22 protein-coding genes are annotated in these 24151 nt (G+C 71.9%); 6 read left to right on the top strand and 16 right to left on the bottom strand.

Features of this window, described 5'->3' with window-relative positions; translation table 11 throughout:
- Positions 1-2: 2 nt before the first annotated feature.
- The 5 genes from MRBLWH7_RS00845 to MRBLWH7_RS00825 form a co-directional block, all read right to left on the bottom strand.
- Positions 3-1280: a S8 family serine peptidase gene (locus MRBLWH7_RS00845; protein WP_341998259.1), complete on the bottom strand. Its 1278-nt coding sequence runs from the start codon at positions 1278-1280 to the stop codon at positions 3-5.
- Positions 1277-1795, bottom strand: coding sequence for a DUF501 domain-containing protein (locus MRBLWH7_RS00840; RefSeq protein ID WP_341998258.1), 519 nt, complete (start codon positions 1793-1795; stop codon positions 1277-1279). Before MRBLWH7_RS00840 ends, MRBLWH7_RS00845 begins: the two co-directional genes overlap by 4 nt.
- Before the next feature lie 101 nt (positions 1796-1896).
- Positions 1897-2385 carry a septum formation initiator family protein gene (locus MRBLWH7_RS00835; protein WP_341998255.1) on the bottom strand — a complete coding sequence of 163 codons (489 nt, stop codon included), beginning with the start codon at positions 2383-2385 and terminating at the stop codon, positions 1897-1899.
- Between the two features lie 114 nt (positions 2386-2499).
- Complete coding sequence (gene eno / locus MRBLWH7_RS00830) at positions 2500-3780, bottom strand: phosphopyruvate hydratase (RefSeq protein WP_341998254.1); 1281 nt, start codon at positions 3778-3780, stop codon at positions 2500-2502.
- A gap of 96 nt (positions 3781-3876) precedes the next feature.
- Positions 3877-4545 carry an O-methyltransferase gene (locus MRBLWH7_RS00825; protein WP_341998252.1) on the bottom strand — a complete coding sequence of 223 codons (669 nt, stop codon included), beginning with the start codon at positions 4543-4545 and terminating at the stop codon, positions 3877-3879.
- Between the two features lie 181 nt (positions 4546-4726).
- Here MRBLWH7_RS00825 and MRBLWH7_RS00820 point away from each other — a divergent pair, with 181 nt between their 5' ends.
- Positions 4727-5206, top strand: coding sequence for a DUF4442 domain-containing protein (locus MRBLWH7_RS00820; RefSeq protein ID WP_341998249.1), 480 nt, complete (start codon positions 4727-4729; stop codon positions 5204-5206).
- Between the two features lie 8 nt (positions 5207-5214).
- On the opposite strand, the gene MRBLWH7_RS00815 is transcribed toward MRBLWH7_RS00820, so the two are convergent.
- The gene (locus MRBLWH7_RS00815; protein WP_341998247.1) at positions 5215-5976 is read right to left on the bottom strand and encodes a helix-turn-helix domain-containing protein; all 762 of its coding nucleotides are present in this window, start codon (positions 5974-5976) and stop codon (positions 5215-5217) included.
- A 93-nt stretch (positions 5977-6069) separates the two neighbouring features.
- On the opposite strand from MRBLWH7_RS00815, the gene MRBLWH7_RS00810 reads away from it, so the two are divergent.
- A complete protein-coding gene (locus MRBLWH7_RS00810) occupies positions 6070-6576 on the top strand; it encodes a VOC family protein (protein WP_341998246.1) in 507 nt (168 codons plus the stop codon).
- Here the strand turns inward: MRBLWH7_RS00810 and MRBLWH7_RS00805 are convergent.
- Positions 6563-7318, bottom strand: coding sequence for an SGNH/GDSL hydrolase family protein (locus MRBLWH7_RS00805; protein WP_342002179.1), 756 nt, complete (start codon positions 7316-7318; stop codon positions 6563-6565). The genes MRBLWH7_RS00810 and MRBLWH7_RS00805 overlap by 14 nt on opposite strands.
- A 383-nt stretch (positions 7319-7701) precedes the next feature.
- Entirely contained in the window at positions 7702-8142 is a 441-nt protein-coding gene (locus MRBLWH7_RS00800) for a YdeI/OmpD-associated family protein (protein WP_341998243.1), read from the bottom strand.
- A 77-nt stretch (positions 8143-8219) separates the two neighbouring features.
- On the opposite strand from MRBLWH7_RS00800, the gene MRBLWH7_RS00795 reads away from it, so the two are divergent.
- On the top strand, positions 8220-9476 hold the full coding sequence (locus MRBLWH7_RS00795; RefSeq protein WP_341998241.1) for an APC family permease: 1257 nt from the start codon (positions 8220-8222) through the stop codon (positions 9474-9476).
- Here MRBLWH7_RS00795 and hisS read toward each other — a convergent pair.
- Genes hisS through nhaA form a run of 3 tightly spaced genes read right to left on the bottom strand, consistent with a single transcriptional unit; the run spans position 9460 to position 12654 of the window.
- Positions 9460-10725, bottom strand: coding sequence for a histidine--tRNA ligase (hisS, locus tag MRBLWH7_RS00790; protein WP_342002177.1), 1266 nt, complete (start codon positions 10723-10725; stop codon positions 9460-9462). The two genes, MRBLWH7_RS00795 and hisS, sit on opposite strands and share 17 nt — an antisense overlap.
- 31 nt (positions 10726-10756) lie before the next feature.
- Positions 10757-11539, bottom strand: a complete 783-nt coding sequence (locus tag MRBLWH7_RS00785) for a MazG family protein (protein ID WP_341998239.1) — start codon at positions 11537-11539, stop codon at positions 10757-10759.
- Positions 11494-12654 (bottom strand): Na+/H+ antiporter NhaA, encoded by a 1161-nt coding sequence (gene nhaA, locus MRBLWH7_RS00780; RefSeq protein WP_341998237.1) that lies wholly within the window; start codon positions 12652-12654, stop codon positions 11494-11496. Before nhaA ends, MRBLWH7_RS00785 begins: the two co-directional genes overlap by 46 nt.
- Before the next feature lie 163 nt (positions 12655-12817).
- Here nhaA and MRBLWH7_RS00775 point away from each other — a divergent pair, with 163 nt between their 5' ends.
- A complete protein-coding gene (locus tag MRBLWH7_RS00775; protein ID WP_341998232.1) occupies positions 12818-15490 on the top strand; it encodes a phosphoenolpyruvate carboxylase in 2673 nt (890 codons plus the stop codon).
- A 60-nt stretch (positions 15491-15550) separates the two neighbouring features.
- Positions 15551-15721 (top strand): hypothetical protein, encoded by a 171-nt coding sequence (locus tag MRBLWH7_RS00770; RefSeq protein WP_341998230.1) that lies wholly within the window; start codon positions 15551-15553, stop codon positions 15719-15721.
- A 56-nt stretch (positions 15722-15777) separates the two neighbouring features.
- Here MRBLWH7_RS00770 and MRBLWH7_RS00765 read toward each other — a convergent pair whose 3' ends face one another.
- From MRBLWH7_RS00765 to mfd, 5 genes are all read right to left on the bottom strand, one after another.
- Positions 15778-16485, bottom strand: coding sequence for a DUF2652 domain-containing protein (locus tag MRBLWH7_RS00765; RefSeq protein ID WP_341998227.1), 708 nt, complete (start codon positions 16483-16485; stop codon positions 15778-15780).
- Positions 16486-16513: 28 nt separating this feature from the next.
- Positions 16514-18211 carry an MFS transporter gene (locus MRBLWH7_RS00760; protein ID WP_341998225.1) on the bottom strand — a complete coding sequence of 566 codons (1698 nt, stop codon included), beginning with the start codon at positions 18209-18211 and terminating at the stop codon, positions 16514-16516.
- 51 nt (positions 18212-18262) lie between these two features.
- Positions 18263-18862: a gamma carbonic anhydrase family protein gene (locus MRBLWH7_RS00755; protein ID WP_341998223.1), complete on the bottom strand. Its 600-nt coding sequence runs from the start codon at positions 18860-18862 to the stop codon at positions 18263-18265.
- Positions 18863-18943: 81 nt separating this feature from the next.
- Positions 18944-19723 carry a class I SAM-dependent methyltransferase gene (locus tag MRBLWH7_RS00750; protein WP_341998221.1) on the bottom strand — a complete coding sequence of 260 codons (780 nt, stop codon included), beginning with the start codon at positions 19721-19723 and terminating at the stop codon, positions 18944-18946.
- 65 nt (positions 19724-19788) lie between these two features.
- A complete protein-coding gene (gene mfd, locus MRBLWH7_RS00745; RefSeq protein ID WP_341998219.1) occupies positions 19789-23418 on the bottom strand; it encodes a transcription-repair coupling factor in 3630 nt (1209 codons plus the stop codon).
- Positions 23419-23489: 71 nt separating this feature from the next.
- Here mfd and MRBLWH7_RS00740 point away from each other — a divergent pair, with 71 nt between their 5' ends.
- Positions 23490-24122 (top strand): hypothetical protein, encoded by a 633-nt coding sequence (locus tag MRBLWH7_RS00740; protein WP_341998217.1) that lies wholly within the window; start codon positions 23490-23492, stop codon positions 24120-24122.
- Positions 24123-24151: the final 29 nt, after the last annotated feature.

The raw sequence follows: 24151 nt of genomic DNA, 5'->3' as shown, positions 1-24151 counted from the left end.
TGTCAGCGGCTCGGCGCGCGGGACGCCAATCGGATGCGTCGGACAGCAGCGGTGACGCCGAGCGCCACCAGTATAGCCGTCGCCGTGACCAGCAGGAGCGGGAGGGTGCCGTAGATGACGGTATCCCGATCGGGAAGGAGCGGAGATGCGGCGCGGGTCATCGGGTCGGCGTCCGGCAGCGGCGGCACCTCCACGGGCGCGGCCGACTCCTCCGGCATCGGAGAGACCGGCGCTCGGCGGTACAGGCGCACCCAGTCCTCGAGGCTGCCCATCGGATTCGCGGTGACGTTCGGGATGCTCGCCGAGACGGCGGCGGCGGCATCCACCAGCCCGTAGCCGTAGAGCACGTCCGGCACCTCTGTCGCGCCCGCCGCAGGGTGAGCGGTCTTGATGATGCGGTTGATGACGTTGTTCGCGTCGAGCTCGGGGTGCGCCGCCCGCACGAGGGCCGCGATGCCGGCGACGATGGGGGCGGCGCCGCTCGTGCCGTCCCACGAGACCAGCGTGGAATCGGCCGAGACGCCGATCAGCTCCTCGCTCGGTGCCGAGACGCCGATGGTGATGCCCTGCGTCGACGCATCCACGCTGGCCCTTCCGGACCGGTCGACGCCGCCCACCGTCAGCACCCCCGGGATGGTGGCGGGAGCGCCGACGCGCGTCGTGCCACTCCCCCGGTTGCCCGCCGCCACGACGATCACGACGTCGTGCTCGAAGGCGTAGAGGAAGGCGTCGTCCCAGCTCTCGGGCCAGTCCGGCACGTTCGTCGTCAGCGACATGTTGATCACGTCGGCGCCGTTGTCCACCGACCAGCGGATCGCGTCGGCGATCTGGTCCGAGAACGGACGCTGGGCCGATGAACCGAACGCGACCGACACCGACAGCAGCTGCGCCTCGGGCGCCACGCCGATCATGCCGGTGTCCGGACCCGTGCCCCGTCCCGCGGCGAGAGAGGCGACCCAGCTGCCGTGGTCCTTGTCCACGGCGCCGACGGGCGTGCGTCCGTCGGACGAGCCGGCGCCCGAGACATCCGTGCCGCCCGCCACCGCACCATCGAGGGCGACGGGTCCGCGGCCGATCCCGGTGTCGATGACGGCGATCTTCACCCCGGCGCCGCGCGTGGTCTGCCACGCCTTCTCGACGCCGTAGTCGGTCAGCCAGTACTCGGCGGCACGCACCGGGTCTTCGTCGGCGGGCGCTGCCTGAGCGGCCGCAGGGGCGGCTGCGACGAGGGTCATCGCGACGGCGGCCACGGCGAGCCCGGCCAGGAGGCGCCGGATCATCCGCCCGATCCCGGCTGCGCGCACACGCAGCGCTCGGGCGACCACGTCGACATGGCCAGGGCTCGATCCCCGATCGGGTTGACGCCCGGACCCGCGGCGAGCGCGTGACCCGCGAGAGCGTGCAGGCACTTCACGCGCGTCGGCATGCCGCCCGCGGAGATGCCCGCGATCTCGTCGACCTCGCCGAACTCCGCGCGGTCGCGGAGGTAGGCCTCGTGCGCGCGCTGGTAGGCGGCGGCGACCTCGTCGTCGGCGGCGAGCTCGTCAGAGAGCTCCCGCATCACGTGGTCGGCTTCGAGCACCGACATCGCGGCGGTCGCGGCAGGGTGGGTGAGGTAGTAGAACGTCGGGAAGGGCGTGCCGTCGGGGAGCCTCGGCGATGTCGCGACGACCGTGGGATTGCCGCAGACGCACCGTGCGGCGATGCCGACGACGCCGCGCGCGGGACGACCGAGCTGCTCGCGGAGCACGGCCAGGTCGGCGTCGCTGACAGGGGGGTACGGCGGGGTCGTCACAGAGGTGCTCCTTGATCGGGGCCAGATTACCCGCGCCACCTGGGATGGTCCTGGACCGCGCGACCGGCGCACGCGCGGCGTCCTCCCGGCGACCGGGGCGCTCACGGCGTCGGGCTGGTCGGGGGTTCCGGGTCGGGCACACCCACGGTCACGGGCGCCACGGTCTGCGCGAGCCCGGCCTCGGTGACCGAGCGGACGAGCTTCGACATCCAATCGGCGTCGGCGGCCTGGAGCTCGTCGCTCACCGGGTCCTGCTCCTGCGGCGCGAGCTCGGGCGGAAGATCGTCGTCGACGAGGTACACAACCTCGCCGGGCTTCACGTAATACAGCCGCTCGCGCGCCTGCGTCGTGATGTAGGCGGGGTCCTGCCAGCGGTCGCGCTGCGACTCGAGCTCGGCGACCTCGTCGCGGCTGAGCTGAACCGCCGCCTCGAGCGCGGCGACCTGCTGGCGCTGGTCGACATAGGTGCCGATCGTCGGCACGAGCACGAAGGCCGCGAGCACGACCAGACCCATCATGATGACCATGAAGCCGGAGAGACGGATGCCGCCCAGCCACGCCCGCACGTCGACCGGGCGCCGTGCGCTCACGGGCCGGCGACGCGGTGCGGCCGCAGAAGTGCGGGCGTTGCCCGGGGTACGAGAAGAGGGAGCCGTCGTCTTGACCACGGCTCCCTCCCCTCGTTTCAGAACGCTGTCAGCGCATCAGCCCTTGAATCGGGGGAACGCTCCGCGACCCGCGAACACCGCGGCCTCGCCGAGCTCCTCTTCGATGCGCAGAAGCTGATTGTATTTCGCGACGCGCTCGCTGCGGGCGGGCGCGCCGGTCTTGATCTGACCCGCGTTGACCGCGACCGCGAGGTCGGCGATCGTGGTGTCCTCGGTCTCGCCCGAACGGTGCGACAGCATCGAGCGGTAGCCGTTCTGGGTGGCCAGCGCGATCGCGTCGAGCGTCTCGGACAGCGTGCCGATCTGGTTCACCTTGACCAGGAGCGCGTTGCCGACCCCGAGGTCGATGCCCCGCTGCAGGCGCTCCGGGTTCGTGACGAACAGGTCGTCGCCCACCAGCTGCACCTTCTTGCCGATCTTGTCGGTCAGGGCCTTCCAGGCGTCCCAGTCGTCCTCGGCGAGGGCGTCCTCGATCGTGACGATCGGGTAGTTCTCGACGAGATCTGCGAAGTAGTCGGTCAGCTGCTCGGCCGACCACGGCTTGCCCTCGACCGTGTACACGCCGTCCTTGAAGAACTCGGTCGCGGCGACGTCGAGGCCGACGGCGATGTCCGTGCCGGGGGTGAAGCCCGCCTTCTCGATCGCCTGGATCAGGAAGTCGAGGCCTTCGCGGTTGCTGGGCAGGTCGGGCGCGAAGCCGCCCTCGTCGCCGAGACCGGTCGCGAACCCGGCGGTCTTGAGCTCGCCCTTGAGGACGTGGTAGACCTCGGTGCCCCAGCGCAGCGATTCGGCGTACGTGTCGGCGCCGATCGGAGCGAGGAAGAACTCCTGGAAGTCGATGCCGTTGTCGGCGTGCTCACCGCCGTTGATGACGTTGAACAGCGGCACGGGAAGGACGTGCGCGTTCGGGCCGCCCAGGTAGCGGAACAGCGGCAGGTCCGCCGAGTCGGCGGCGGCCTTGGCGACCGCGAGCGAGACGCCGAGGATGGCGTTCGCGCCGGTGCGCGACTTGTTCTCGGTGCCGTCGGTGGCGATGAGGATCTCGTCGACGAGGCGCTGCTCGCTCGCCTCGACGCCCTCGATCGCGGGGCCGAGCTCGTCGATGACGGCCGCGACCGCCTTGAGCACGCCCTTGCCGCCGTAGCGGCTCTTGTCGCCGTCGCGCAGCTCGTACGCCTCGAAGGCGCCGGTCGACGCGCCGGAGGGGACGGCCGCGCGCTGGACGATCCCGTCGTCGAGCAGCACCTCCACCTCGACGGTCGGGTTTCCGCGCGAGTCGAGAATCTCGCGCGCGCCTACAGCCTCGATCTGTGCCACAGGGGTTTCTCCTTGCTTGTGGAGCGTGAATCGTCGGAGCGTCGTCGGTCCGCCCACGAGTCTAGTGATGACGGATGCCGGGACCACAGGCTCGCGTCATACGACGAGCGCGATCGCGATCCCGTCGTAACCCTTCGCGTCGAGCGTCTGGATCGCCGTCGCGTCGAAGCGCGGGTCGCGTCCGAGCATCTCGAGGCCGCGCTGCACACCGATGATCTGGGGATTCTCGGTCGCGGGGTTCGCGACCTCTCCGCCACGGACCGTGTTGTCGACCATGACCACCGTGCCGGGCCGGCCGAGCCGCGCAGCCCAGTCGAGGTAGATCGTGTTCGACTCTTTGTCGGCGTCGATGAAGACCAGATCGAACGGGGCGTCGCCTTCGAGCGTCGGCAGCACGTCGGCGGCACGACCGAGCCGGATCTCGACCTTGTCGCCGACGCCCGCGCGATCGAGGTTGGCTCGGGCGATCTCGGCATTGAGCGGCTCGGCCTCGATCGTCACCACCTGACCGCCGGCGGGGATGCCGCGCGCCAGCCAGATCGTCGAGTACGCGCCGAGGGTGCCGATCTCGAGGACCCGCCTCGCCCCCGACATGCGGGCGATCAGGTGCAGCAGCTTGCCGTTGACCGGCGCCACCTCGATGGCGGGGAGCCCCGCGTCGTTCTGATCGGCGACCGCCTGGTCGAGGCCTGGATCGTGTCCGACCAGCAGCTGGGTGAGGTACGCGTCGACGCGACGCCAGGTCTCGGGGGTGGGATCCGCCATGCCCTCAGCAAATCCGGCCGCCCGCCGGGCGTCAAGCCCTCGCGGAGGCCCGCTCGACGAGCGCCTCGAGGAGCGCTGCGCCGGTGCGTGCGTCGTCGACGGTCACCACGAAGCGCTCGTTGTTGTCGAAATCCGCCAACCGAATACGCCGGCATCCCGGGCATCGGCCATGCTGAGGCGCATGCGCGTGACCCCTCGACGCCTCGCCGTCGGCATGAGCCTGTGGATGCCGAACCTCTTCAGCGGGATCCGCGTGCGCAGGTTCGCCGACGACTGGACCAGCGCCACCGTCGAGCTGCACGTCAACGTCTTCACCCGCAACTACGTGAAGACGGCGTTCGGCGGCTCGATGTCGGCGATGACGGACCCGTACTTCTTCATGCTCGTGATGCACCAGCTCGGCCGTGACTACGTCGTCTGGGACACCCGCGGCGAGATCGAGTTCCTGAAACCGGGGCGCGGCGTGCTCACGGCGCACTTCGCGGTGTCGCGCGAGCAGGCGGCGGAGCTGCGCGAACGGGCGCGCGGCGGCGCGAAGGTGCTCGAGTGGTTCGAGACCGACATCACGGATGCGTCGGGCGAGGTCGTCGCCCGCGTGCGCCGCGAGGTGTATGTGCGTGAGAAGAAGCGGGTGACCGCGGCTGCGGCGAACAGCGCGTAGCCGCCCGGTCACAGGTCGGCGCGGTAGTGGGTCGCAGTGAGCCCGAGCACCGCGCGGAAGTCGTTCGCGAGGTGCGCCTGATCCGCATAGCCGAGCTCCACCGCGATGTCGGCGAGCGGGGCCTCCGGATCCTCCCGCACGCGCTGCGCGGCCTCCTGCAGGCGACGGCGTCGGATGATGGCGGCCGGAGGGATACCGACCGTGCGGTGCGCGAGACGTTGCAGCGTCCGCACCGATACCCGCAGCCGCTCGGCTGCGTCATCGAGCCGGAGGATCGCCGGGTCGCTCATCAGCAGATCCGACATCGCGTTCGCGAGTCGCGCGTCCGACGTGGGCGGGCCGACGCGCTCCACGAGCCACCCCGAGACAGTGGCGACCGCCAGCTCCAGGTCGGGCATCGCCGCCGAGACCGACTGCTGCAGTCCGGGCTCGTCGAGGGCGATGTGCGTGTCGACGATGTCGCTCGGCGCGTCGTGCAGGCGGGTGTACGCGGCCGGCTTGAGCAGTGCACCCACGGCCCAGCCGCTACCTCGCAGCTCGCGCTCCGACGCCCGCGTCGTCGCGCCCCACAGCGTGACGCCGTCCGGCTCGACCGCGAGGTTCGCGGCTGGGTAGCCGAGGACGGGCTGGCGCGAGACGACGCCGCCCGGAAGGTCCCACTGCGGGATCCAGAACCACTCCACCAGAGCGGATGCTGCGCCCGCGGGTGCGATCCGCGTGAAGCGGGGCAGGCGCCGCGGGTACAGCACGCCGCGCGTCGGATCGGTCACGTCGTCACGGTAGTGCGCCGCTCCGACACCCCGGGACCCGAGCTGTCGCGAATCTCCAAGACCGCGGCATCCGTCCCGCGTGAGCATGGGGGCATGAGCACACAGAACCCGACCGGCGTGACCGGTGCGCACACCACCTTGGGCCGCCCGCACAGCGCGACCAGCCTCACCCCGTTCCTCGCGATCCGCGGGGCGAAGGAGGCGCTCGACTTCTACCGCGACGTGTTCGGCGCGCGCGTGACCGATGTCACCGAGTTCGACGGGCTCGTCGTGCACGCGGGGCTCGACTTCGGCCTCGGCATCCTCCAGATCGGCGAGCCCTCCCCCGCGTACGGGCTCGTCCCCGCGCCGGAGGGCGACGACGACTGCTATTCGATCGGCCTCTACGTGCCCGACGCCGACGCGGTGACTGCCCGGGCGGTGGCCGCGGGAGCGACTGTGCGGGAGGAGCCCTCGACCTTCGTGTCGGGCGACCGCTACGCGAGCGTGCGCGATCCGTTCGGGGTGCGGTGGTCGATCATGACGCGGGTCGAGGACCTGTCGGACGAGGAGAGCGCCGCGCGCGTGGCGGAATGGGCCGCCTCGGTCAGCGCGGGCTGACCGCGTCCTCCCTGGCGGCGGCGAGCTCGGCGAGGAGCGGGGGCAGCAGTGCCTCGGCGGTGCGGCGGTATCCCAGCGCGCTGGGGTGGAACCGGTCGAGGCTGAACATCTCGTCGGGCTCGGTGACGAAGAACGGCCCGACCGCCCGGCCGAGCGACACGGAGCGAGCACCGGTGCGGGCGGCGGCGGCAGCCTGCGCGTCGGCGAGCTGCCGCGACAGGCGTGAGCCGAGGGCGCGCAGCGGCTGCGGAACCGGGCGCAGCGCGCCGAGATCGGGGCAGGTGCCCACGACGACCACGGCGCCGCGCGCACGCAGGCGCACGATCGCCTCCTCGAGGTGTGCGATCGACGTCGACACCGGCACGCGGTGGGTGATGTCGTTGCCGCCGACGACGATCACGGCGACGTCGGGGCGGTAGTCGGCGGGCAGTGCGTCGACCTGCGCCGCGAGCACCGACGACTCCGAGCCCACGATCGCGGCCGTCCGCAGGCGCACCGGCCGGCGCTCGGCGCGCGCGAGTCCCTTCGCCAGGCGGCCGCCGAGCGTGTCCTTGCGGCGCTGCGCCCCGAGCCCGGCCGCGATCGAGTCGCCGAGCACGACGAACTCGATCGGCGGTCCGTCGAAGCGTCGGGCCCACACCCGGTCGGCGTCGAGCGCCTCCTCGCCGAGCGGCTTGCCGATGCGCCGCCGGGCCACCGCGGCCTGACGTTTCAGCACGGCGCGTCCGCCCACGAGGACCATTCCCGCGCCCAGCGCGATCCCCGCCGTGGCGACGACCGCAGACCGCGTGAACACCTCCCGCGCCGACGTCATGCGTCCATGCCACCCCATCGGGATGAACGCGCCCGGTCGTCGGGGTGACCAGCCGGGTGCGGGGGACCCGCGTGGCCCCCCGGGCGCTTATTGGCGAGTCGCCACGATCGCCCGCGGGAATCGCGTTTCCTGGCGACTCGCCAAAGGGTGCCCCCGCAGACGCGTCGACCCAGGGACTCACCAGAGCCGGTCGTTCATGCGGGTGGATCGCAGCGAGTCGCCACGATCGCCCGCGGGAATCGCGTTTCCTGGCGACTCGCCAAAGGGTGGCACGCCACCACCGAGAGGGCGCCGGTGCGGGGCTCGTGAGATCACGGGACGGAGACCTCGTCCACCGCGGCGGCGACGCGGCGCTCGCGGGTATCGGGGCGCTTGGCCTCCGTGACCCCGCGCGCGAGCTCCTTGCGGCGCGTGAAGGTCAGCGCGTCGAACGCGGCGCGCGCGCCTGCGGCATCCAGCGCTGCGGCCAGGTCGGCGGGCACCTCCACGTCGCGTTCCGCGGTGTCGAGGTCGATCGTCGCGTCGACCTCGTCGCCGATCTCGACGCCGAGCTCAGCACGCACCGCCTTCGACAGACCGATGAGGTTGCGGCCGCCCATCACGCCGAGGCGCACTCGCGCGCTGCGCCCTCCGATCCCGACGACGACGGCGGCACGCTTGCCTCCGCCGAGCTGGGCGACCTGCTCGTCGGTGAGTTCGAGCGCGGTGGCCGGGCCCATCGGCGCGAGCACGGTGTGGATCTGCAGCGTCATGCGCCCATCTTCGCGGGCGCGGGCGCCGCGCGGGAAGCCCGAACCGCCCGTCCTCCCCCGCAGGTTAGAGTTCGCCCGTGACCTCCCCCGCGCTCCAGCGTCGTCTCGGACTCGGCGACGCCGTGTTCATCGGACTCGGGTCGATGGTCGGCGCGGGCGTCTTCGCCGTGTGGGCGCCGGCGGCGGATGCCGCGGGCACCGGTCTTCTCATCGGCCTCGCGATCGCCGCCGTCGTGGCGTTCGGCAACGCGACCTCGTCGGCGCAGCTGGCCGCCGCGCACCCGACGTCGGGCGGAACGTACGCATACGGACGCGCGGAGCTCGGCCCGTGGTGGGGGTTCGTCGCGGGCTGGGGATTCATCATCGGCAAGATCGCGAGCTGCGCGGCGATGGCACTCACGTTCGCCGCATATGCGGCCCCCGCGGGCTGGGAACGTCCGGTCGCGATCGCGGCCGTCGTGACGCTGACCGCTGTCAACTGGTTCGGAGTCACCCGGACCGCCGGTGCCGCGCGGGTGATCGTGGTGATCTCGCTCGGCGCGCTCGCCGCGGCCATCACGGCCGCCTTCTCGGCCGGTCAGGCGCCGGACTGGTTCACGGCCGAGGCGCTCTGGGCGGGCGGCGGCTACGGGATCCTGCAGTCCGCCGGGCTGCTGTTCTTCGCATTCGCCGGGTACGCGCGCATCGCGACGATGGGCGAGGAGGTGCGCGACCCAGGCCGCGTGATCCCCCACGCGATCGTGATCGCGTTCGCCATCGCGCTGGCGGTCTACGCCCTCGTCGCGGTCGCGGTGTTGAGCGCCCTCGGCCCCGACGCCGTCGCGTCATCGACCGAGCCCGTCGCCGATGCGGCCGCGCAGTCCGGCTGGGCGTGGATCGAGATCGTGGTGCGCATCGGCGCCGCTGCGGCCTCGCTCGGCGCGCTGCTCGCGCTGATCGCCGGGGTGAGCCGCACCACCTTCGCGATGTCGCGAGAGGGCGACCTGCCCCGCTTCTTCGACGCCGTGCACCCGCGCTGGCACGTGCCGCACCGCGCGGAGCTCGCCGCAGCCGTGGTCGTCGTTCTGCTCGTGGCGCTCGTCGACCTCCGCGGCGCGATCGGCTTCTCGTCGTTCGGCGTGCTGCTGTACTACTTCGTCGCCAATGTCGCGGCATTCCGCCAGCGCGGCGACGCGCGCCGGTATCCGATCGCGCTCCAGGTGATCGGCGGCATCGGATGCCTCGTCCTCGCGGTGACACTGCCGTGGCAGTCCGTCATGGCCGGCGTGGCGGTGGTCGCCGTCGGAGTCGCGTATCGGGCGCTCCGGCTGCGCCGGCTCAGCCGAGGGGCTTGACCTCGAGGGCGTCGGCGGTCGCACCGGCGGCGACCGTCGCGAAGGCCGTGTAGCCGTCGGATGCCGCGCGCTCGAGAAGCGCTTTGAGGTTCTTGGTCCGCTGCTCCAGACGCACGCGCGAACCCTGACGCACCAGCGCGGCCTTCAGAGCGAGGAGCTCACCCTCTGACACGTCGCGGTCGTGGACGAGGACGACGGCCGGGGCCGCAGCATCCGTCCGCTCCGCTACCAGGTCGACGATGCGCTCGAAGCCGATCGAGAACCCGACGGCGGGCACGTCCTGGCCGAGGAAGCGGCCGATCATGCCGTCGTAGCGGCCGCCGCCGCCCAGCGAGTAGTCGACGGAGGGGTGGGCGAGCTCGAAGATCGTGCCGGTGTAGTAGCCCATGCCACGCACCAGGAACGGGTCGAACACCAGCGGGATGTCGCCTTCGATCCCCGTCGCGCGGGCCGCCGCCACGGCCGAGCCGACGCCCGCCAGGTGTGCGATGATCTCGTCCGGCGCCCCCTCGGGCAGCGCCTTGCGGATCTGCCGCTCGCCGTACGGGTTGTACTCGAGCGTCGTGGGACGGCGCAGGAAGGCCTCGAACGCGTCCACGGCCGCCGTCGTCGCGCCCCGCTCGCGCAGCTCGGCGACGACCCCGTCGGGGCCGAGCTTGTCGAGCTTGTCGATCGTGATCAGGACGCCCGGGCGCTCGTCGGCGGTGAAGCCGAAGCTGTCGAGCATCCAGTCGAGGACGCGCCGGTCGTTGATGCGGATGCTGCCGCCCTCGAGCCCGAGCGCGTCGAGCGTGTCGAGCGTGGCGACCGCGAGCTCGGCCTCGGCGCGCGCGGACGCGTCGCCGATGATGTCGATGTCGCACTGCACGAACTGGCGGTACCGGCCCTTCTGCGGGCGCTCGGCGCGCCAGACAGGGGCGATCTGGATCGAGCGGAACACCGAGGGCAGCTGTCCGCGGTTGGTGGCATAGAACCGCGCGAGCGGCACGGTCAGGTCGTAGCGCAGGCCGAGATCGGTGAGACCGGCCGGGTCGTCGGCGGCACCCCGGATCGCGTCGGCGTCGAGGCCGCGTTTGAGCACGTTGTAGGCGAGCTTCTCGTTGTCGCCGCCGATGCCCGCGTGCAGCCGCGAGTACTCCTCCATGACCGGCGTCTCGATCTCGTCGAACCCGTGGGCGCGGTAGCGCTCGCGGATCACGGCGAGCACGGATTCGCGACGGGCCTTTTCAGCGGGGAGGAAGTCGCGCATGCCGCGCGGCGGGTTGACGGATGCCACGCACCTATCCTTCCAGGTCCTCCGGGGTGCCCTCGGCCGCGCGGATCTCGCGCTCGAGCCCGCGCAGGCGCTCGCGCAGCGCGCGCTCCGCATCCCACCCGTGGGCCCGGGCGGTCGCGACGAGCCCGAGGATCGCGTCGCCGAGCTCGGCCTCCGTCGCCGGCTCCCCGGTCGCGGTTCCGCGAGAGTGCAGCTGGTCGCCGAGAGGTAGGGAACCACCCCCACTCTCGTCCACCGGCTGTGCTCTCGCGGGTTCAGGCCATACCTGGGACGACTTCGACAGGAGCTTCTGAGCGAGCGCGAGGCTCGGCATCCGTTCGCTCACGCCGTCGAGGACGGAGCGGCGCTGGTGCTTCTCGGCGGCCTTCGCGGCGTTCCAGTGGACGAGCACCTCCTCCGGAGTCGTCGCCACGGCGTCGCCGAAGACGTGGGGATGCCGCCGCACCATCTTGTCGGTGAGCCCACGGGCGACGTCGTCGATGTCGAAGGGGGCGTCCTCGTCGCGAGAGGCGATCTCGGAATGGAAGAGCACCTGCCACAGCAGGTCGCCGAGCTCTTCGCGCAGCTCGTCGCGCGAGCCGTCCTCGACGGCATCGATGAGCTCGGCGCTCTCCTCCACGAGGTACGGGACGAGGGCGCGGTGGTCGATCTGCTGCGTCCAGACGCAGCGGTCGCGCACCGCGCGCATGACGTCGGCCGCTTCACGCAGCGGGTCGGGCGCGCCCGGCGAGCGGGGCTCGGTCACGTCGTCACGGATGCGGTCGCCGCCCGGCGTCGATAGTGCCATGCCCGCCACGATACGAGCCCTCCGGCCAGGAGGAGCGAAATCACCGAACCCGCGAGCACGCCGAGCGTCGCCTGGTCGCGCAGCGCCGCGGCGTCGGAGAACGCGAGTTCCGACAGCAGCAGCGACACCGTGAACCCGATGCCGCCCAGGGCGCCGGCTGCCAGCAGGTCGGCGAACGCGAGCGGCGGCGCGCTTACCCGGCGCCCGACGCGCAGCGAGATCCACCCGAACAGCGAGATGCCCACGACCTTGCCCACCGGGAGCGCCACGAGCACACCCCAGAACGCCGGTGACAGGTCCGACAGCGGCACGGACGGGATCTGCACCAGCGCGGCCGAGAAGGCGAAGACCGGGAGCACGACGACGTTGACCCACGGTTCCAGTTCGTGCCTCACGCGCAGTGCGGGCCGCTGCGCCATCGCGAGCCCGAGCACGACGCCCGCGATCGTCGCGTGGACGCCCGACAGGTACACGAGCACCCACGTCGTGATCGCGAGCACGACGAGCACGACCGCGACCGGCACGCGGGCCCGCGTGTCGAGCTGCCGGCTCAGAATGCCGAAGGCGACGACGGCGAGCGCCGCCCCGGCCAGCGCCGCGAAGTTCACGCCGCTCGTGAAGAGCACCGCGATGAACACGATGCCGACGATGTCGTCGAGGATCGCGAGCGCGAGCAGGAACACCCGGAGGGCGGACGGGAGCCCGCGACCGAAGACCGCGAGCACGCCGAGCGCGAAGGCGATGTCGGTCGCGGTCGGGATCGGCCACCCCGCGGTCGCGTCCGATCCCCACGCCACCGCGACGTAGACGGCGATCGGGATCAGAACGCCGCCGGCCGCGGCGATCGCGGGCTGCAGAGCCTTGCGCGCCGAGTTGAGCTGGCCGCTCGTGAGCTCGTACTGCAGTTCGACGGCGACGACGAAGAAGAAGACCGCCAGCAGGCCGTCCTTCACCCAGTGCGACAGGCTGAGCTCGAACACGCCCGGGATGCCGAGATACGCGTGCATGGCGTCGTCCACCGCGGGACCCCACGCCGAGTTGGCGACGAAGAGTCCGAGTGCCGCCGCGAGGAGCAGGATGATCGCGGGGAAGCGGGCGGAGCGGAGAAGCGACATCTGGCCTCCGGGAGCGAATCGCGGGTCGACGAGGACGTGCCGACCAGACTTCCCGGCGCTCCACGGTCAGTGTAGCGAGCGGCGCCCCGACACTCCCGGGGGTCGATCGTCACACAGCGTCCACCGTCACTTCGGGGAAACGCCGCGCCGTTAGCCTGGAGAGATGCGTGAACTCACCCACACCGAAGCGATCGACCTCGTCGGGCGGTACGAGGCGGAGCAGGCGATCCCCGAGCAGATGCGCGGCGACGTCCGCATGCTGGGAACGCTCCTCGGTCAGGTGCTCAGGGAGAGCGGATCGCCCGGACTCTACGAGGATGTCGAGCGGCTGCGCACCGCCACGATCCAGGCGTACACCGATGAGACGCCGGAGGCCTTCGCGCGCGCCACCGCGATCGCCGACTCGTTCACCATCGCCCGCGCCGACGAGGTCGCCCGGGCGTTCACCGCGTACTTCCACCTCGTGAACCTGGCCGAGGAGCACCAGCGCGTGCGCGTGCTCCGCGAGCGCGACGGGCGCCCCGACCGCGAGCAGGCGACCGACTCTGTCGCCGCCGCCTTCGTGCGCCTGGCCGCCGAGGTCGGCGACGACACGGCGCTCGAGCGCCTGCAGAGCATGCGGTTCCACCCCGTGTTCACCGCCCACCCGACCGAGGCCCGACGCCGCGCGGTGTCGACCAGCATCCGTCGGCTGGCCACGCTGCTGGCGGAGCACGACGCCTCGCTCCGCGGCGGCGCCGACGAGCGCCGCGCCGAGCGCCGCATGCTCGAGGAGATCGACACCCTCTGGCGCACCGCGCCGCTGCGGCCCGAGAAGCCCGCGCCCACCGACGAGGTGCGCGCGGTGATGGCCGTGTTCGACGACACGCTCTACACCGCCGTCCCCCACGTGTACCGCCGCGTCGACGACGCCCTGCAGGGTCCGGCCGCCGGCGGCCGCGCTCCTGTCGTGCGCCCGTTCGTGCGCGTCGGCTCGTGGGTCGGCGGCGACCGTGACGGAAACCCGTTCGTGACGGCATCCGTCACCCGCAAGGCCTCCGCGATCGCGAGCGAGCATGTGCTCATCGGCCTGGAGCGCACCACCAGCCGCATCGGCCGCACCATGACGCTGGACGCCTCGACCACGCCGCCGAGCGACGCGCTGCTCGCCCTGTGGCGTCGCCTCAAGGCCGCCGATGAGGACGCCGCGAGGGACATCGCCAAGCGCTCCCCCGACGAGCCTCACCGGCGCATCCTGCTGCTGATCGCCCGCAAGATCGAGGCGACCCGCGCCCGCAACGCCGACCTCGCCTACCGCGACCCCGAGCACCTGCTCGCCGACCTCCGCGTCGTGCAGGACTCGCTCGTCCAGGCGGGGGCGCCGCGTCAGGCCTATGGGCACCTGCAGCAGCTGCTGTGGCAGGTCGAGACGTACGGGTTCCACCTCACCGAGCTGGAGGTGCGCCAGCACTCGGCCGTGCACGCCAAGGTGCTCGCCGAGCTCGAGTCGGGCGCGCCGCGCAGCGAGCTCGCCGAAGAGGTGCTCGACGTCGTGCGCACCGTCGGGTTCCTGCAGGAGCGCTACGGCCCCCGCGCCGCCGGCCGGTACATCGTGTCGTTCACGCAGTCCGCCGAGGACCTCGCGAACGTGCACAAGCTCGCAGCGTTCGCCGTCGGGCCCGACGGCACGCCGCCGGTGCTCGACGTGATCCCTCTGTTCGAGACGTTCGCCGACCTGCAGGCCGCGCCCCGCATCCTCGCCGAGATCGTCGAGCACCCCGCGTTCGCCGCACGCCTGGAGGCCACCGGCCGGCGCCTCGAGGTCATGCTCGGCTACTCGGACTCGTCGAAGGACGTCGGCCCCGTCGCCGCCAACCTCGCGCTGTACGAGGCACAGGCGAAGATCGCGGCCTGGGCCGACGAGAACGGCATCGAGCTCACCCTGTTCCACGGCCGCGGCGGCGCCCTCGGCCGCGGCGGCGGGCCGGCGAACTCCGCGATCATGGCGCAGCCTCCGCACTCGGTCGACGGCCGGTTCAAGCTGACCGAGCAGGGCGAGGTCATCTTCGCCCGCTACGGCGACCCCGCCATCGCGATGCGGCACATCGACCAGGTCGCCGCGGCGATCCTGCTGGCCTCGTCGCCCTCGAACGAGGAGCGCAACCGTGCCGCGGCGGAGAGGTACGCGGGCATCGCGGCGACGATGGACGCGGCGTCCCGCGAGCGCTTCTTCTCGCTCGTCAAGGCTCCTGGCTTCGCGCCCTGGTTCGCGCGCGTGACGCCGATGGAGGAGATCGGCCTGCTCGCCCTCGGCTCCCGCCCGGCGCGCCGCGGGCTGTCGGTCGAGTCCCTCGAAGACCTCCGCGCCATCCCGTGGGTGTTCGCGTGGACGCAGGCGCGCATCAACCTTGCCGGCTGGTTCGGTCTGGGCACAGCGCTCGACGCCGTCGGCGACGAGCCGCTGCTGCAGCAGGCCTACCAGGACTGGCCGCTCTTCCGCACGCTCATCGACAACGTCGCCATGAGCCTCGCCAAGACCGACGACCGCATCGCGCTGCACTACCTCGAGCTCGGCGACCGCGACGACCTCGCGGGCCTCGTGCGCGACGAGATGCGCCTCACGCGCGACTGGGTGATCCGCATCACCGGGGGCACCGAGCTGCTCGGCAACAAGCCGGTCCTGCAGCGTGCCGTCAAGATGCGCAGCCCCTACGTCGACGCGCTCTCGCTGCTCCAGCTGCGCGCGCTCCGGGCGCTGCGCGAGGCCCCGGAGGGCGCGCCGGTCGACCCCGAACTGCAGCGCCTGCTCCTGCTGTCGGTGTCGGGCGTGGCCGCGGGTCTGCAGAACACGGGCTGACCCGGACGGCGCCGCGCGTCGCACCCTGGATCGCCGCGACCCCGGCGTACCGTGGCGGCCATGGCACGGAACGTCGTCGCCGAAGTCTGCCCCTGGTGCGGGTCGCTCGATGTGCGGGCGGCCGAACCGCGGTGGTTCCGGATCGAGTGGGAGCGTCGAGGCCACCTCGACGACGGCTGGGTCGACCACCTCGAGTTCGGCTGCCGCGACTGCGGCCTCGTCTGGGACTGACGTCGGAGATTCACGGATGCTGCGGCCCGCAGCATCCGTCGTCCTCGTCGTCCTCGCTACCGGGCGCGGCGAGGCTTCTTCACGCCGACCATGTACGGCAGCCCCCGGCCGACCGCCGAGAACGTGCTCCCGAGGCGGGTGCGCAGAGAGGGCTTGGGCGCCTCGATACCGACGCGGTCGAGGTCGGCCACGTCGACGAAGTACGCCCGGACGCTGCCGATCCCCTCGAGGTCCGGGGTGATCTCGCCGACGGTGTCGGGAAGGGACGGCGTGTCGGGCCGGTACAGGTCCTCGGTGAGCAGGACGTACTCGGGGACCTCGACGGAGTTCTTGAGCAGCCGGTGCACCAGGATCACGTCGATCCCCACGAGCTTGGATCTGCCGCTGATGCTCTGCGTCGCGACATCGCCCACGTGCGCCACGAACTTCAGCTTCAGGTCGCGGGCCTGGCGGCATCCTCCGCACGGGCAGAGGTTCTGGACGATGTACTCGCGCTCGAGATGGAACGCGCGGTGCATCGCGACGGCGACCTGCAGGATGTCGGCCAGCGTCGTGTCGGGATCGCGTGACCCCGTCCTGCGTGAGAGGAAGGCGCCATCGCCCTCGATCTCGACGAGGTCGAAGCCGCGGGCGGCGTGCACGATGCTCTCGAGCATCCTGGCGGTGTTCACCTCGGCGTGTGCGAGCGTCAGGCGGTGCGATCCCATGTACTCGGTGTAGCCGCCGATGTCGGCGATCAGCAGGGCCGTTCTCGATGTCGTCATGCCGCACATCCCCCTCGATCGGTCCGGGTCATCCGCCCTCCTCACGACGGCGGGAGTCGCCCAGCGGCTCATCCGGCGCGAACCGGTCGAGCCGCTGATCGACGCTCGTCGCGGCCGCCTGCGCGCTGGGCGCGTAGCCGAGCACGACCGCCGTGAATCTCTCGGATGCGAGCGCTTTGAGGCGGAGAGCGGTATGTGCCGACACGGTCGCGGTTCGGCGCGTCCTGCGCAGCAAAGCGATCTCGCCGAACCCCTCCCCCTCGCCGAGGGTCGCGACGACCCTGCCGTCTCCGATGACGTCTGCCGTGCCGCTCTCGATCACGTAGTAGCGATCGCCCACGTCGCCCTGGGTGAAGACGGGTGCCCCCGCCGCCACTTCCACCGGCTCGAGCCCCCGGGCGAGCTGCTCGATCGAGGGCAGCGGCAGCGGCTGGAACATCGGCACCTGCTGCAAGAGGGACACCTCGACGTCGAGCGCGTCGACCGATCGGTCCAGGCGTCGCAGCCGCCACCACGACGCCAGCGCCAGCACAGGACACACCAGGCCGATCACGATCAGCGCACGCTCGACGCCGACCCACGCGATGACCCCCGACGCCAGGATGGAGCCGATGCCGATGGAGACCGCGACCAGGCTCTCCAGCACCCCGAACCCGCGGGCCATCACCGCGTCGGGGGCGAGTCGTCCGATCAGGGTGAATCCGGCGAGATCGATCAGTGCGTTGCCGACGCCGACGAAGGAGAGCAGGAAGAGGGCGGCCGCCTGCTGCGGGAAGAAGCCGACGAGGGCGATGGGCAGACCCCACAGACCGACGCCGACCCCGAACCACGCGCCCAGGCGCCCGGTGCCCACCAGCAGGGAGGCGGCCAGCGAACCGACGACCGCCCCCACGCCCACGGCGGCCATCAGCACGCCGGCGCCGGATTCCCCCGTGTGCAGCAGCTCGATCGCGACGACGACCGAGAAGACCGTCAGCGCACCGCGCGTGAGCGACTGGGCAGCCGCCAGCCCGAGGATGAGCTGCAGATCCCGGCTGCGACCGACGGCGCGCAGCCCTTCGGCCGCCTCCTTCAGGAGGTCCGGGCGCGGTGCCGGCGGCCGCGGCGGCGCGTGGTAGCGCACGCGGAACAGCAGCAGCGCCGCCCAGAGCGAGGCGGCCGCGGCCACCGCGAACACGACCGACACGTCGGCGAACGCGAGGACGATGGCCGCCAGGAGCGGACCCACGAGCGTCGCGACCGAATCGAGCAGCCCGCGCACGACGTTCGCGCTCGCCAGTTCATGCCCGGTACGGCACAGCGTGGGCAGCAGCGCGGAGTGCGCCGGGCGGAACAGTGTCGCGGCGATCGTGGACAGCACCGCGAGGGCGTAGATCACGGCGATCGGACCCGAGACAGCCACGACCACGGCGGCGAGGGCGGTCGCCACGCCCCTCAGCAGCGACACCACCACGAGCACGCGCTCGCGGCGGCCCCGGTCGGCGAACGGCGACAGCACCGGCGCGAGGACCGCGGACGGCAGCATCCGCAGCAGACCGACCAGCCCCAGGGCGAGCGCCCCGCCGTCGTGGTACGCCACGATGCCGAGGGCGACCGTGAACGCCCATTCCGCCGTCCACGCACCGAGGAAGCTCAGCTGGGCGCGCCGCAGATTGGCGTTGCGCCAATTGCTCGAGAAGGCACCCACGGCCTGGTCGAGTCTCGAACGGGTCCCCAGACGGCCCATGCGGAGACTCTAGGCCCGAGATACTGCGATGGCCAGTATCCGGCGCCCGGTTCAGCCCAGCGGACGGTCACCGGCGTGCCGCGCAAGGCTGCGGCCGTACCGTTCGGTGAGCTGCACCATGAGGTCGGGCGTCTCCCGGTCGAGGCCGAACACGTAACCCGGGAAGTCGAGTTCGCGCTGCGCGGCCCAGATCTCCTCGTGGCGGTCAGGCGGGAGGATCTGCACCGGATCACCCACCGCGACCCAGCCGATGGGCACGGTGGACTCGGCGGGGAGCGTCGTGCGCAGGTGCACGACCGCGTTGATGCGCACCTCGCTGCGCGCGCCGATGCGCGCGCCGTTGAAGACGCGTGTGCCGGTGGCGAGGAACACCTCCTCCTCGATCACCGCGCCCGAGACGCTCGCCATCGGCCCGACGAGCACGTGGTCGGCGATGTGCACGGGGTTCGTCGCGGTGGCGCGGATGAGCGCGTTCTCCATGACGATCACGTTCGCCCCGAGGGTGATGGCGCCGCCCTCGGCGGTGATCACGGCGCCGTGCAGGACTTGGCAGTCCGCGCCGATCTCGACGTCGCCGCTGATCACCGCCGTCGCCGCCACGACCGCGTCGGGGTGGATCCGGGGCTGTGCCCCGAGGTGCTCGAATCGCATCATGCCTCCTCGATCCGGCCCGTCGTCGGTGCCGGCGCGGTTCGGTTCACAGCGTAGTGCGGCGCGGCTCCAAGGAGCGGGTCACGACGCCGCGCGCGCGGTCGAGCCTCCGCGCGGCAGGCGGTAGACCGACACGTGACTGGTCGACTCACCGGTGAACTCCTCCTGCTGCCACCCCGCCCAGCGGCTCTCGAGCGTGAATCCCGCGAGACGGGCCATCAGGTCGAGCTCGCTGGGCCAGATGTAGCGGTGCGGCGAGCGGCCGATACGCGCCGCGCGGCCGTCGGCGATGTCGGGCCCGAATCGCACATGGTGGGACGTCAGCCGCTGCGTGAGGGTGTCGACCGTGTCGACCAGCAGGTAGCCGGGCCGGCTGAGCTCGACCGTGCCCGCGTGGCCGGGGGCGAGTGCGCGCAGCTGCGGCACCCACAGCTCGATGACGAAGCATCCTCCGGGGGCGAGATGACGCGCGGCGTTGCGGAAGCACTCGACCTGCTCGTCCTGCGACAGCAGGTTCGAGATCGTGTTGAAGACCAGGTACGCGAGCGCGAACCCGGTACCGGCGGACGCGGTCGTCATGTCACCCTGCACGACGGGGATCTCGTCCGCGCCGGCCTTCTCCCGCAGACGCGCGATCATCGCGTGCGACAGCTCGATGCCCGCCACGGGCACGCCCGCCTCGTGGAGCGGGATCGCGACGCGGCCGGTCCCGATCGCGAACTCCACGGCGGCGCCGCCGTCGGACAGTCTGGTCAGGGTCGTCACCGTGGGGCGAAGCACATCGTCGGCGAACATGCCCTCGCCCGGCGTGTCGTAAGCCTGGGCGACCTCGTCGTCCCACAGCTGCTGCTGATCGATCATCCCCTCATGCTCTCGGGGAGCCGGCGCCTCGTCAAACACCCGTCGCGGGAGTGAGGGGGCGAGGATCAGGCTGTCGCGCCCTCCGCCGCGGCCGGTGCCTCGGCCTTCCTCTCGGGCCAGAGCTGCTCGATGAGCTGGGCCACCCACGCGATGAGCTCGTCGTCGCCGAGCGGCTCGCCGCCCGCGGAGGGCAGGGGCACGACCATCGCCTCTCCCCCGGCGACGAGCTTCGCCTTGGGGTGCAGGCGCTGCAGGCGCACGCGCATCGAGTCGGGCAGGTTGGCCGGGGCGATGCGCAGGTTCGGTCCCATCGCGACGACGTCGGCGAGGCCCGCCTGACCGGCCCGGCGACGCAGGCGGGCGACCGCGAGCAGGCCCTCGACCTCCGAAGGCGGCTCGCCGTAGCGGTCGGTGAGCTCATCGATGACGAGATCGATCGCCGCGGGGGCTGCGGTGACGGATGCCGCGGCCGAGAGCTTCTGGTACGCCTCCAGACGCAGCCGCTCGCTGTCGATGTACGACTCGGGGATGCGGGCCTGTACCGGCAGCTCGAGGCGGAGCTCCGTCGGCCCCTCGGTCTCCTCGCCGCGGAACGTGGCGACCGCCTCGCCGATCATGCGGAGGTACAGGTCGAAGCCGACCCCGGCGATGTGGCCGGCCTGCTCGGCGCCCAGGAGGTTGCCGGCGCCGCGGATCTCGAGGTCCTTCAGCGCGACTTGCATGCCCGAGCCGAGGTCGTTGTTGACGGCGATCGTCTCGAGGCGGTCCGCGGCCGTCTCGCTCAGCGGCTTCTGCTCGTCGTAGAGGAAGTAGGCGTAGGCGCGCTCACGCGCGCGCCCGACGCGGCCGCGCAGCTGGTGCAGCTGGCTGAGCCCGTACTTGTCGGCCCGGTCGATGATGATCGTGTTGGCGTTGGAGATGTCCAGGCCCGTCTCGACGATCGTCGTGCACACGAGCACGTCGCTGCGACGCTCCCAGAACGCGTCCACAACCTCTTCGAGGGCGTGCTCGCCCATCTGTCCGTGAGCGACCGCTATGCGGGCCTCGGGCACCAGCTCGGCGAGCTGGGCTGCGACCCGCTGAATCGACGAGACCCGGTTATGCACGAAGAAGACCTGGCCCTCCCGCAGCAGCTCCCGGCGGATCGCCGCGGCGATCTGCTTGTCGTTGCGCGGACCGACGTACGACAGGATCGGATGCCGGTCCTCCGGCGGCGTCTGCAGCGTCGACATCTCGCGGATGCCGGTGACCGCCATCTCGAGCGTGCGCGGGATGGGCGTCGCGCTCATCGCCAGGATGTCGACGTTGGTCTTCAGCTTCTTCAGCTGGTCCTTGTGCTCGACGCCGAAGCGCTGCTCCTCGTCGATGATCATGAGGCCGAGGTCCTTGAACAGCACCTTCTCGGTGAGGATGCGGTGCGTGCCGATGACCATGTCGACGGTGCCGTCGGCGAGACCGGCGATCGTGTCGCGCGCCTGCTTGTCGGTCTGGAAGCGCGACAGCGCCCGCACCTTCACCGGGAAGCCGGCGAAGCGCTCGGTGAAGGTCTCGAAATGCTGCTTGACGAGCAGGGTCGTCGGCACGAGCATCGCGACCTGCTTGCCGTCCTGGATCGCCTTGAACGCGGCGCGCACCGCGACCTCGGTCTTGCCGAAGCCGACGTCACCCGACAGCAGCCTGTCCATCGGGATCGGCTTCTCCATGTCGGCCTTGATCTCGTCGATCGTCTGCAGCTGGTCGGGGGTCTCGGCGAACGGGAACGCCTCCTCCAGCTCGCGCTGCCACGGTGTGTCGGGGCCGAATGCGTGACCCTTCGCGGCCATGCGCGCGGAGTAGAGCTTCACGAGCTCGACCGCGATGTCGCGCACCGCGCGGCGGGCCTTGCTCTTGGCCTGCGCCCAGTCGCTGCCGCCCATCTTCGACAGGCCAGGCGCCTCGCCGCCGACGTACCGCGACAGGAGGTCGAGCTGGTCGGTCGGGACGAAGAGCTTGTCGCCGGGGTACCCGCGCTTGGAGGGCGCGTACTCGAGCACGAGGTACTCGCGCATGCTCTTGACCGCGTTGCGGCCACCGCTGGACACCTCGCGCTGCGTGAGCTCGACGAACTTGCCGATGCCGTGCGTCGCATGCACGACGTAGTCGCCCGCGGTGAGCTTGAGCGGGTCGACGACGGCCTTGCGCCGCGACGCGAGCTTCTTGACGACACGGGTGTCGCCGCCGATCGTGCGGCCGTAGAACTCGGACTCGGTGAGCACGGCCAGCTTGGCGTCAGGGGCTTCGAAGCCGCGTTCGAGCACGCTCACGACCACGTGCGCGACGCCCGGCTCGGGTGCGTGCAGCACCTCCTCGACCTTGCGCGCCGCGATGCCGCGCTCGGCGAGCACGTCGCGGGCGCGCTCCACGAGTCCGGTTCCGGATGCTGCGACCACGACGCGCCAGCCGTCTGCGAGCAGCGCCCCCACATGGTCGGTCGCACCCTCGACATTGCCCTGGAACGACGGCACCGCAGAACCCGGCACGCGGATCGCGGCCGCGGCCTCGAGCGCGACGTCGATGTCGTCGTGGATGAGACCCTCGGCCGCAGCATCCGCGTGTCCCGAATCGAAGGCGCTGAGCGTCCACCAGACGCCGCTGCGGTCGCGGGCAGCCTCGCGCAGCTCGGGCAGTGTCAGGAAGTCGCCCGCACCCAGATCGATCGGCGTGCTTGCCCCGGCGGTCGCTGCGCTCCACGCGGCTTCGAGGAACTCGCGGTTGGTCTCGCCGAGGGTGATCGCACGCGTCACGGCGCGCTCGGGGTCGACCAGCGCGACCGCGGCATCCTCGGGCAGGTAGTCGACGAGCGTCACGAGGCGGTCGACCACGGCGGGCAGCAGCGACTCCATGCCCTCGACCGGGATGCCCTCGGACATCTTCTCGAGCATGCCCGCGAGACCGGGGAACTCGTCTTTGAGCTGGCGGGCACGGCCGCGCACGGCATCCGTCAGCAGCAGCTCGCGGCTCGGGAGAAGGGTGACCTCGCGCACCTCTCCCGGCAGGGACCGCTGGTCGGCGACCGAGAAGGCCCTCATCTCGTCGACCTCGTCGCCGAAGAACTCGACGCGGTACGGGTGCGGCGCGGTGGGCGGGAAGACGTCGAGGATGCCGCCGCGCACGGCGAACTCGCCACGCCGCGAGACCATGTCGACGCGGTGGTAAGCGAGCTCGACGAGGCGCGTCGAGACGTCGCCGAGGTCATGGCCGCGTCCGCCCACGACGAGCTCGATCGGGTCGACCTCGGTGAGACCCGCCGCCAGGGGCTGGATCGCGCCGCGCACCGACGCCGTGATGACGAGGGGGGTCGCGGCATCCCAGCGCGCAATGCGCGTGAGGATGTCGAGTCGCGCGCCGACCGTCTCGGCGCTCGGGCTCAGCCGTTCGTGCGGGAGCGTCTCCCACGCCGGGAAGTGCAGCACCTCGGCGCCCGGCAGCAGCGCGCCCAGGGCGGGCCCCAGCGACTCCGCCCGGCGACCCGTCGGTGCGACGAGGAGCACGAGCGGCGGCTTGCCGGCGGCGCGGCGCCGCTCGAGCAGAGCCGCCAGGAGCGGAGCGTCGAGCCCTTCGACGAGGGAGAAGTCGGCATCGACGGATGCCGCGGCCAGCGCGTCCCGGAAAGGCTCAGCCTGTTCGAGGGCGCGCACGATCCCGGGAACTGTCACCGCACGAGTCTACGACGCAGGGCAGACACCGAGGTCCGCCGGGTTCCGGCCCCGGCTCCTAGGATGAGGCTGTGAGCCAGCCCGACGCGTCCCACGCTCCCCAGAACCCGCCCGCTCAGCCCGCGGCGTGGGCACCGCCCGGGGCGGCGCCGTTCGGGACGCCGGTGGGCGCGGGCGCGGCGCCCGGTCTCCCTGATGCGTCACAGGGCTGGGCCGCTCCCCCGGCCGGCGCGTACGCACCGCCGGCGGGATACGCGGCGCCCGCAGGCTACGGGGCGGCCCCGACAGCGGCGTTCGGTGCGCCCGCTCCCGCGAAGCGCAGCAGCGCACTCGGGATCGTCGCGCTCGCGCTCGCACTCGTCGCCACCTTCGGCGCGAGCCTGTCGGCCGCGATCGCGAGCTTCAACATCGGGCTCGGCGCCGGCCGCCAGATCTCGTCCCAGCCCTTCACCGGCGAGTTCGACTGGTCTGTCCTGACGCCCGTGCGCGACTGGGTGCTGATGGGCGAGGTCTCGTTCTGGGTCGGCACCGCGATCGGCGTGTGGGCTCTCGTGCAGGGCATCATCGCGATCGTCAAGGGACGCGGACGCGGCGCCGGCATCGCGGCCGTCGTCATCGCCGCCCTCGGCCCCATCGCCTTCGGCGCCGTCGTGCAGGGCTTTCTCACCGCGGGCCTCGCCGCCGGGACCGGCATCGGCGGCTGACCCGACGCGGCGCCGGCGCGGCAGCATCC

Origin of the sequence: Microbacterium sp. LWH7-1.2 (assembly GCF_038397755.1) — a bacterium.
Classification (GTDB): domain Bacteria; phylum Actinomycetota; class Actinomycetes; order Actinomycetales; family Microbacteriaceae; genus Microbacterium.
Note: the sequence above shows the minus strand (reverse complement) of the source record. Positions and strands in the feature narration are given on the sequence as shown.

Coding starts and splice junctions, on each gene's coding strand:
- MRBLWH7_RS00845 (WP_341998259.1), bottom strand. CDS start 1,280: ATGATCCGGCGCCTCCTGGCCGGGCTCGCCGTGGCCGCCGTCGCGATG.
- MRBLWH7_RS00825 (WP_341998252.1), bottom strand. CDS start 4,545: ATGGCGGATCCCACCCCCGAGACCTGGCGTCGCGTCGACGCGTACCTC.
- MRBLWH7_RS00820 (WP_341998249.1), top strand. CDS start 4,727: ATGCGCGTGACCCCTCGACGCCTCGCCGTCGGCATGAGCCTGTGGATG.
- MRBLWH7_RS00810 (WP_341998246.1), top strand. CDS start 6,070: ATGAGCACACAGAACCCGACCGGCGTGACCGGTGCGCACACCACCTTG.
- MRBLWH7_RS00805 (WP_342002179.1), bottom strand. CDS start 7,318: ATGGTCCTCGTGGGCGGACGCGCCGTGCTGAAACGTCAGGCCGCGGTG.
- MRBLWH7_RS00800 (WP_341998243.1), bottom strand. CDS start 8,142: ATGACGCTGCAGATCCACACCGTGCTCGCGCCGATGGGCCCGGCCACC.
- hisS (WP_342002177.1), bottom strand. CDS start 10,725: ATGCGCGACTTCCTCCCCGCTGAAAAGGCCCGTCGCGAATCCGTGCTC.
- MRBLWH7_RS00785 (WP_341998239.1), bottom strand. CDS start 11,539: ATGGCACTATCGACGCCGGGCGGCGACCGCATCCGTGACGACGTGACC.
- nhaA (WP_341998237.1), bottom strand. CDS start 12,654: ATGTCGCTTCTCCGCTCCGCCCGCTTCCCCGCGATCATCCTGCTCCTC.
- MRBLWH7_RS00775 (WP_341998232.1), top strand. CDS start 12,818: ATGCGTGAACTCACCCACACCGAAGCGATCGACCTCGTCGGGCGGTAC.
- MRBLWH7_RS00770 (WP_341998230.1), top strand. CDS start 15,551: ATGGCACGGAACGTCGTCGCCGAAGTCTGCCCCTGGTGCGGGTCGCTC.
- MRBLWH7_RS00765 (WP_341998227.1), bottom strand. CDS start 16,485: ATGACGACATCGAGAACGGCCCTGCTGATCGCCGACATCGGCGGCTAC.
- MRBLWH7_RS00760 (WP_341998225.1), bottom strand. CDS start 18,211: ATGGGCCGTCTGGGGACCCGTTCGAGACTCGACCAGGCCGTGGGTGCC.
- MRBLWH7_RS00755 (WP_341998223.1), bottom strand. CDS start 18,862: ATGCGATTCGAGCACCTCGGGGCACAGCCCCGGATCCACCCCGACGCG.
- MRBLWH7_RS00750 (WP_341998221.1), bottom strand. CDS start 19,723: ATGATCGATCAGCAGCAGCTGTGGGACGACGAGGTCGCCCAGGCTTAC.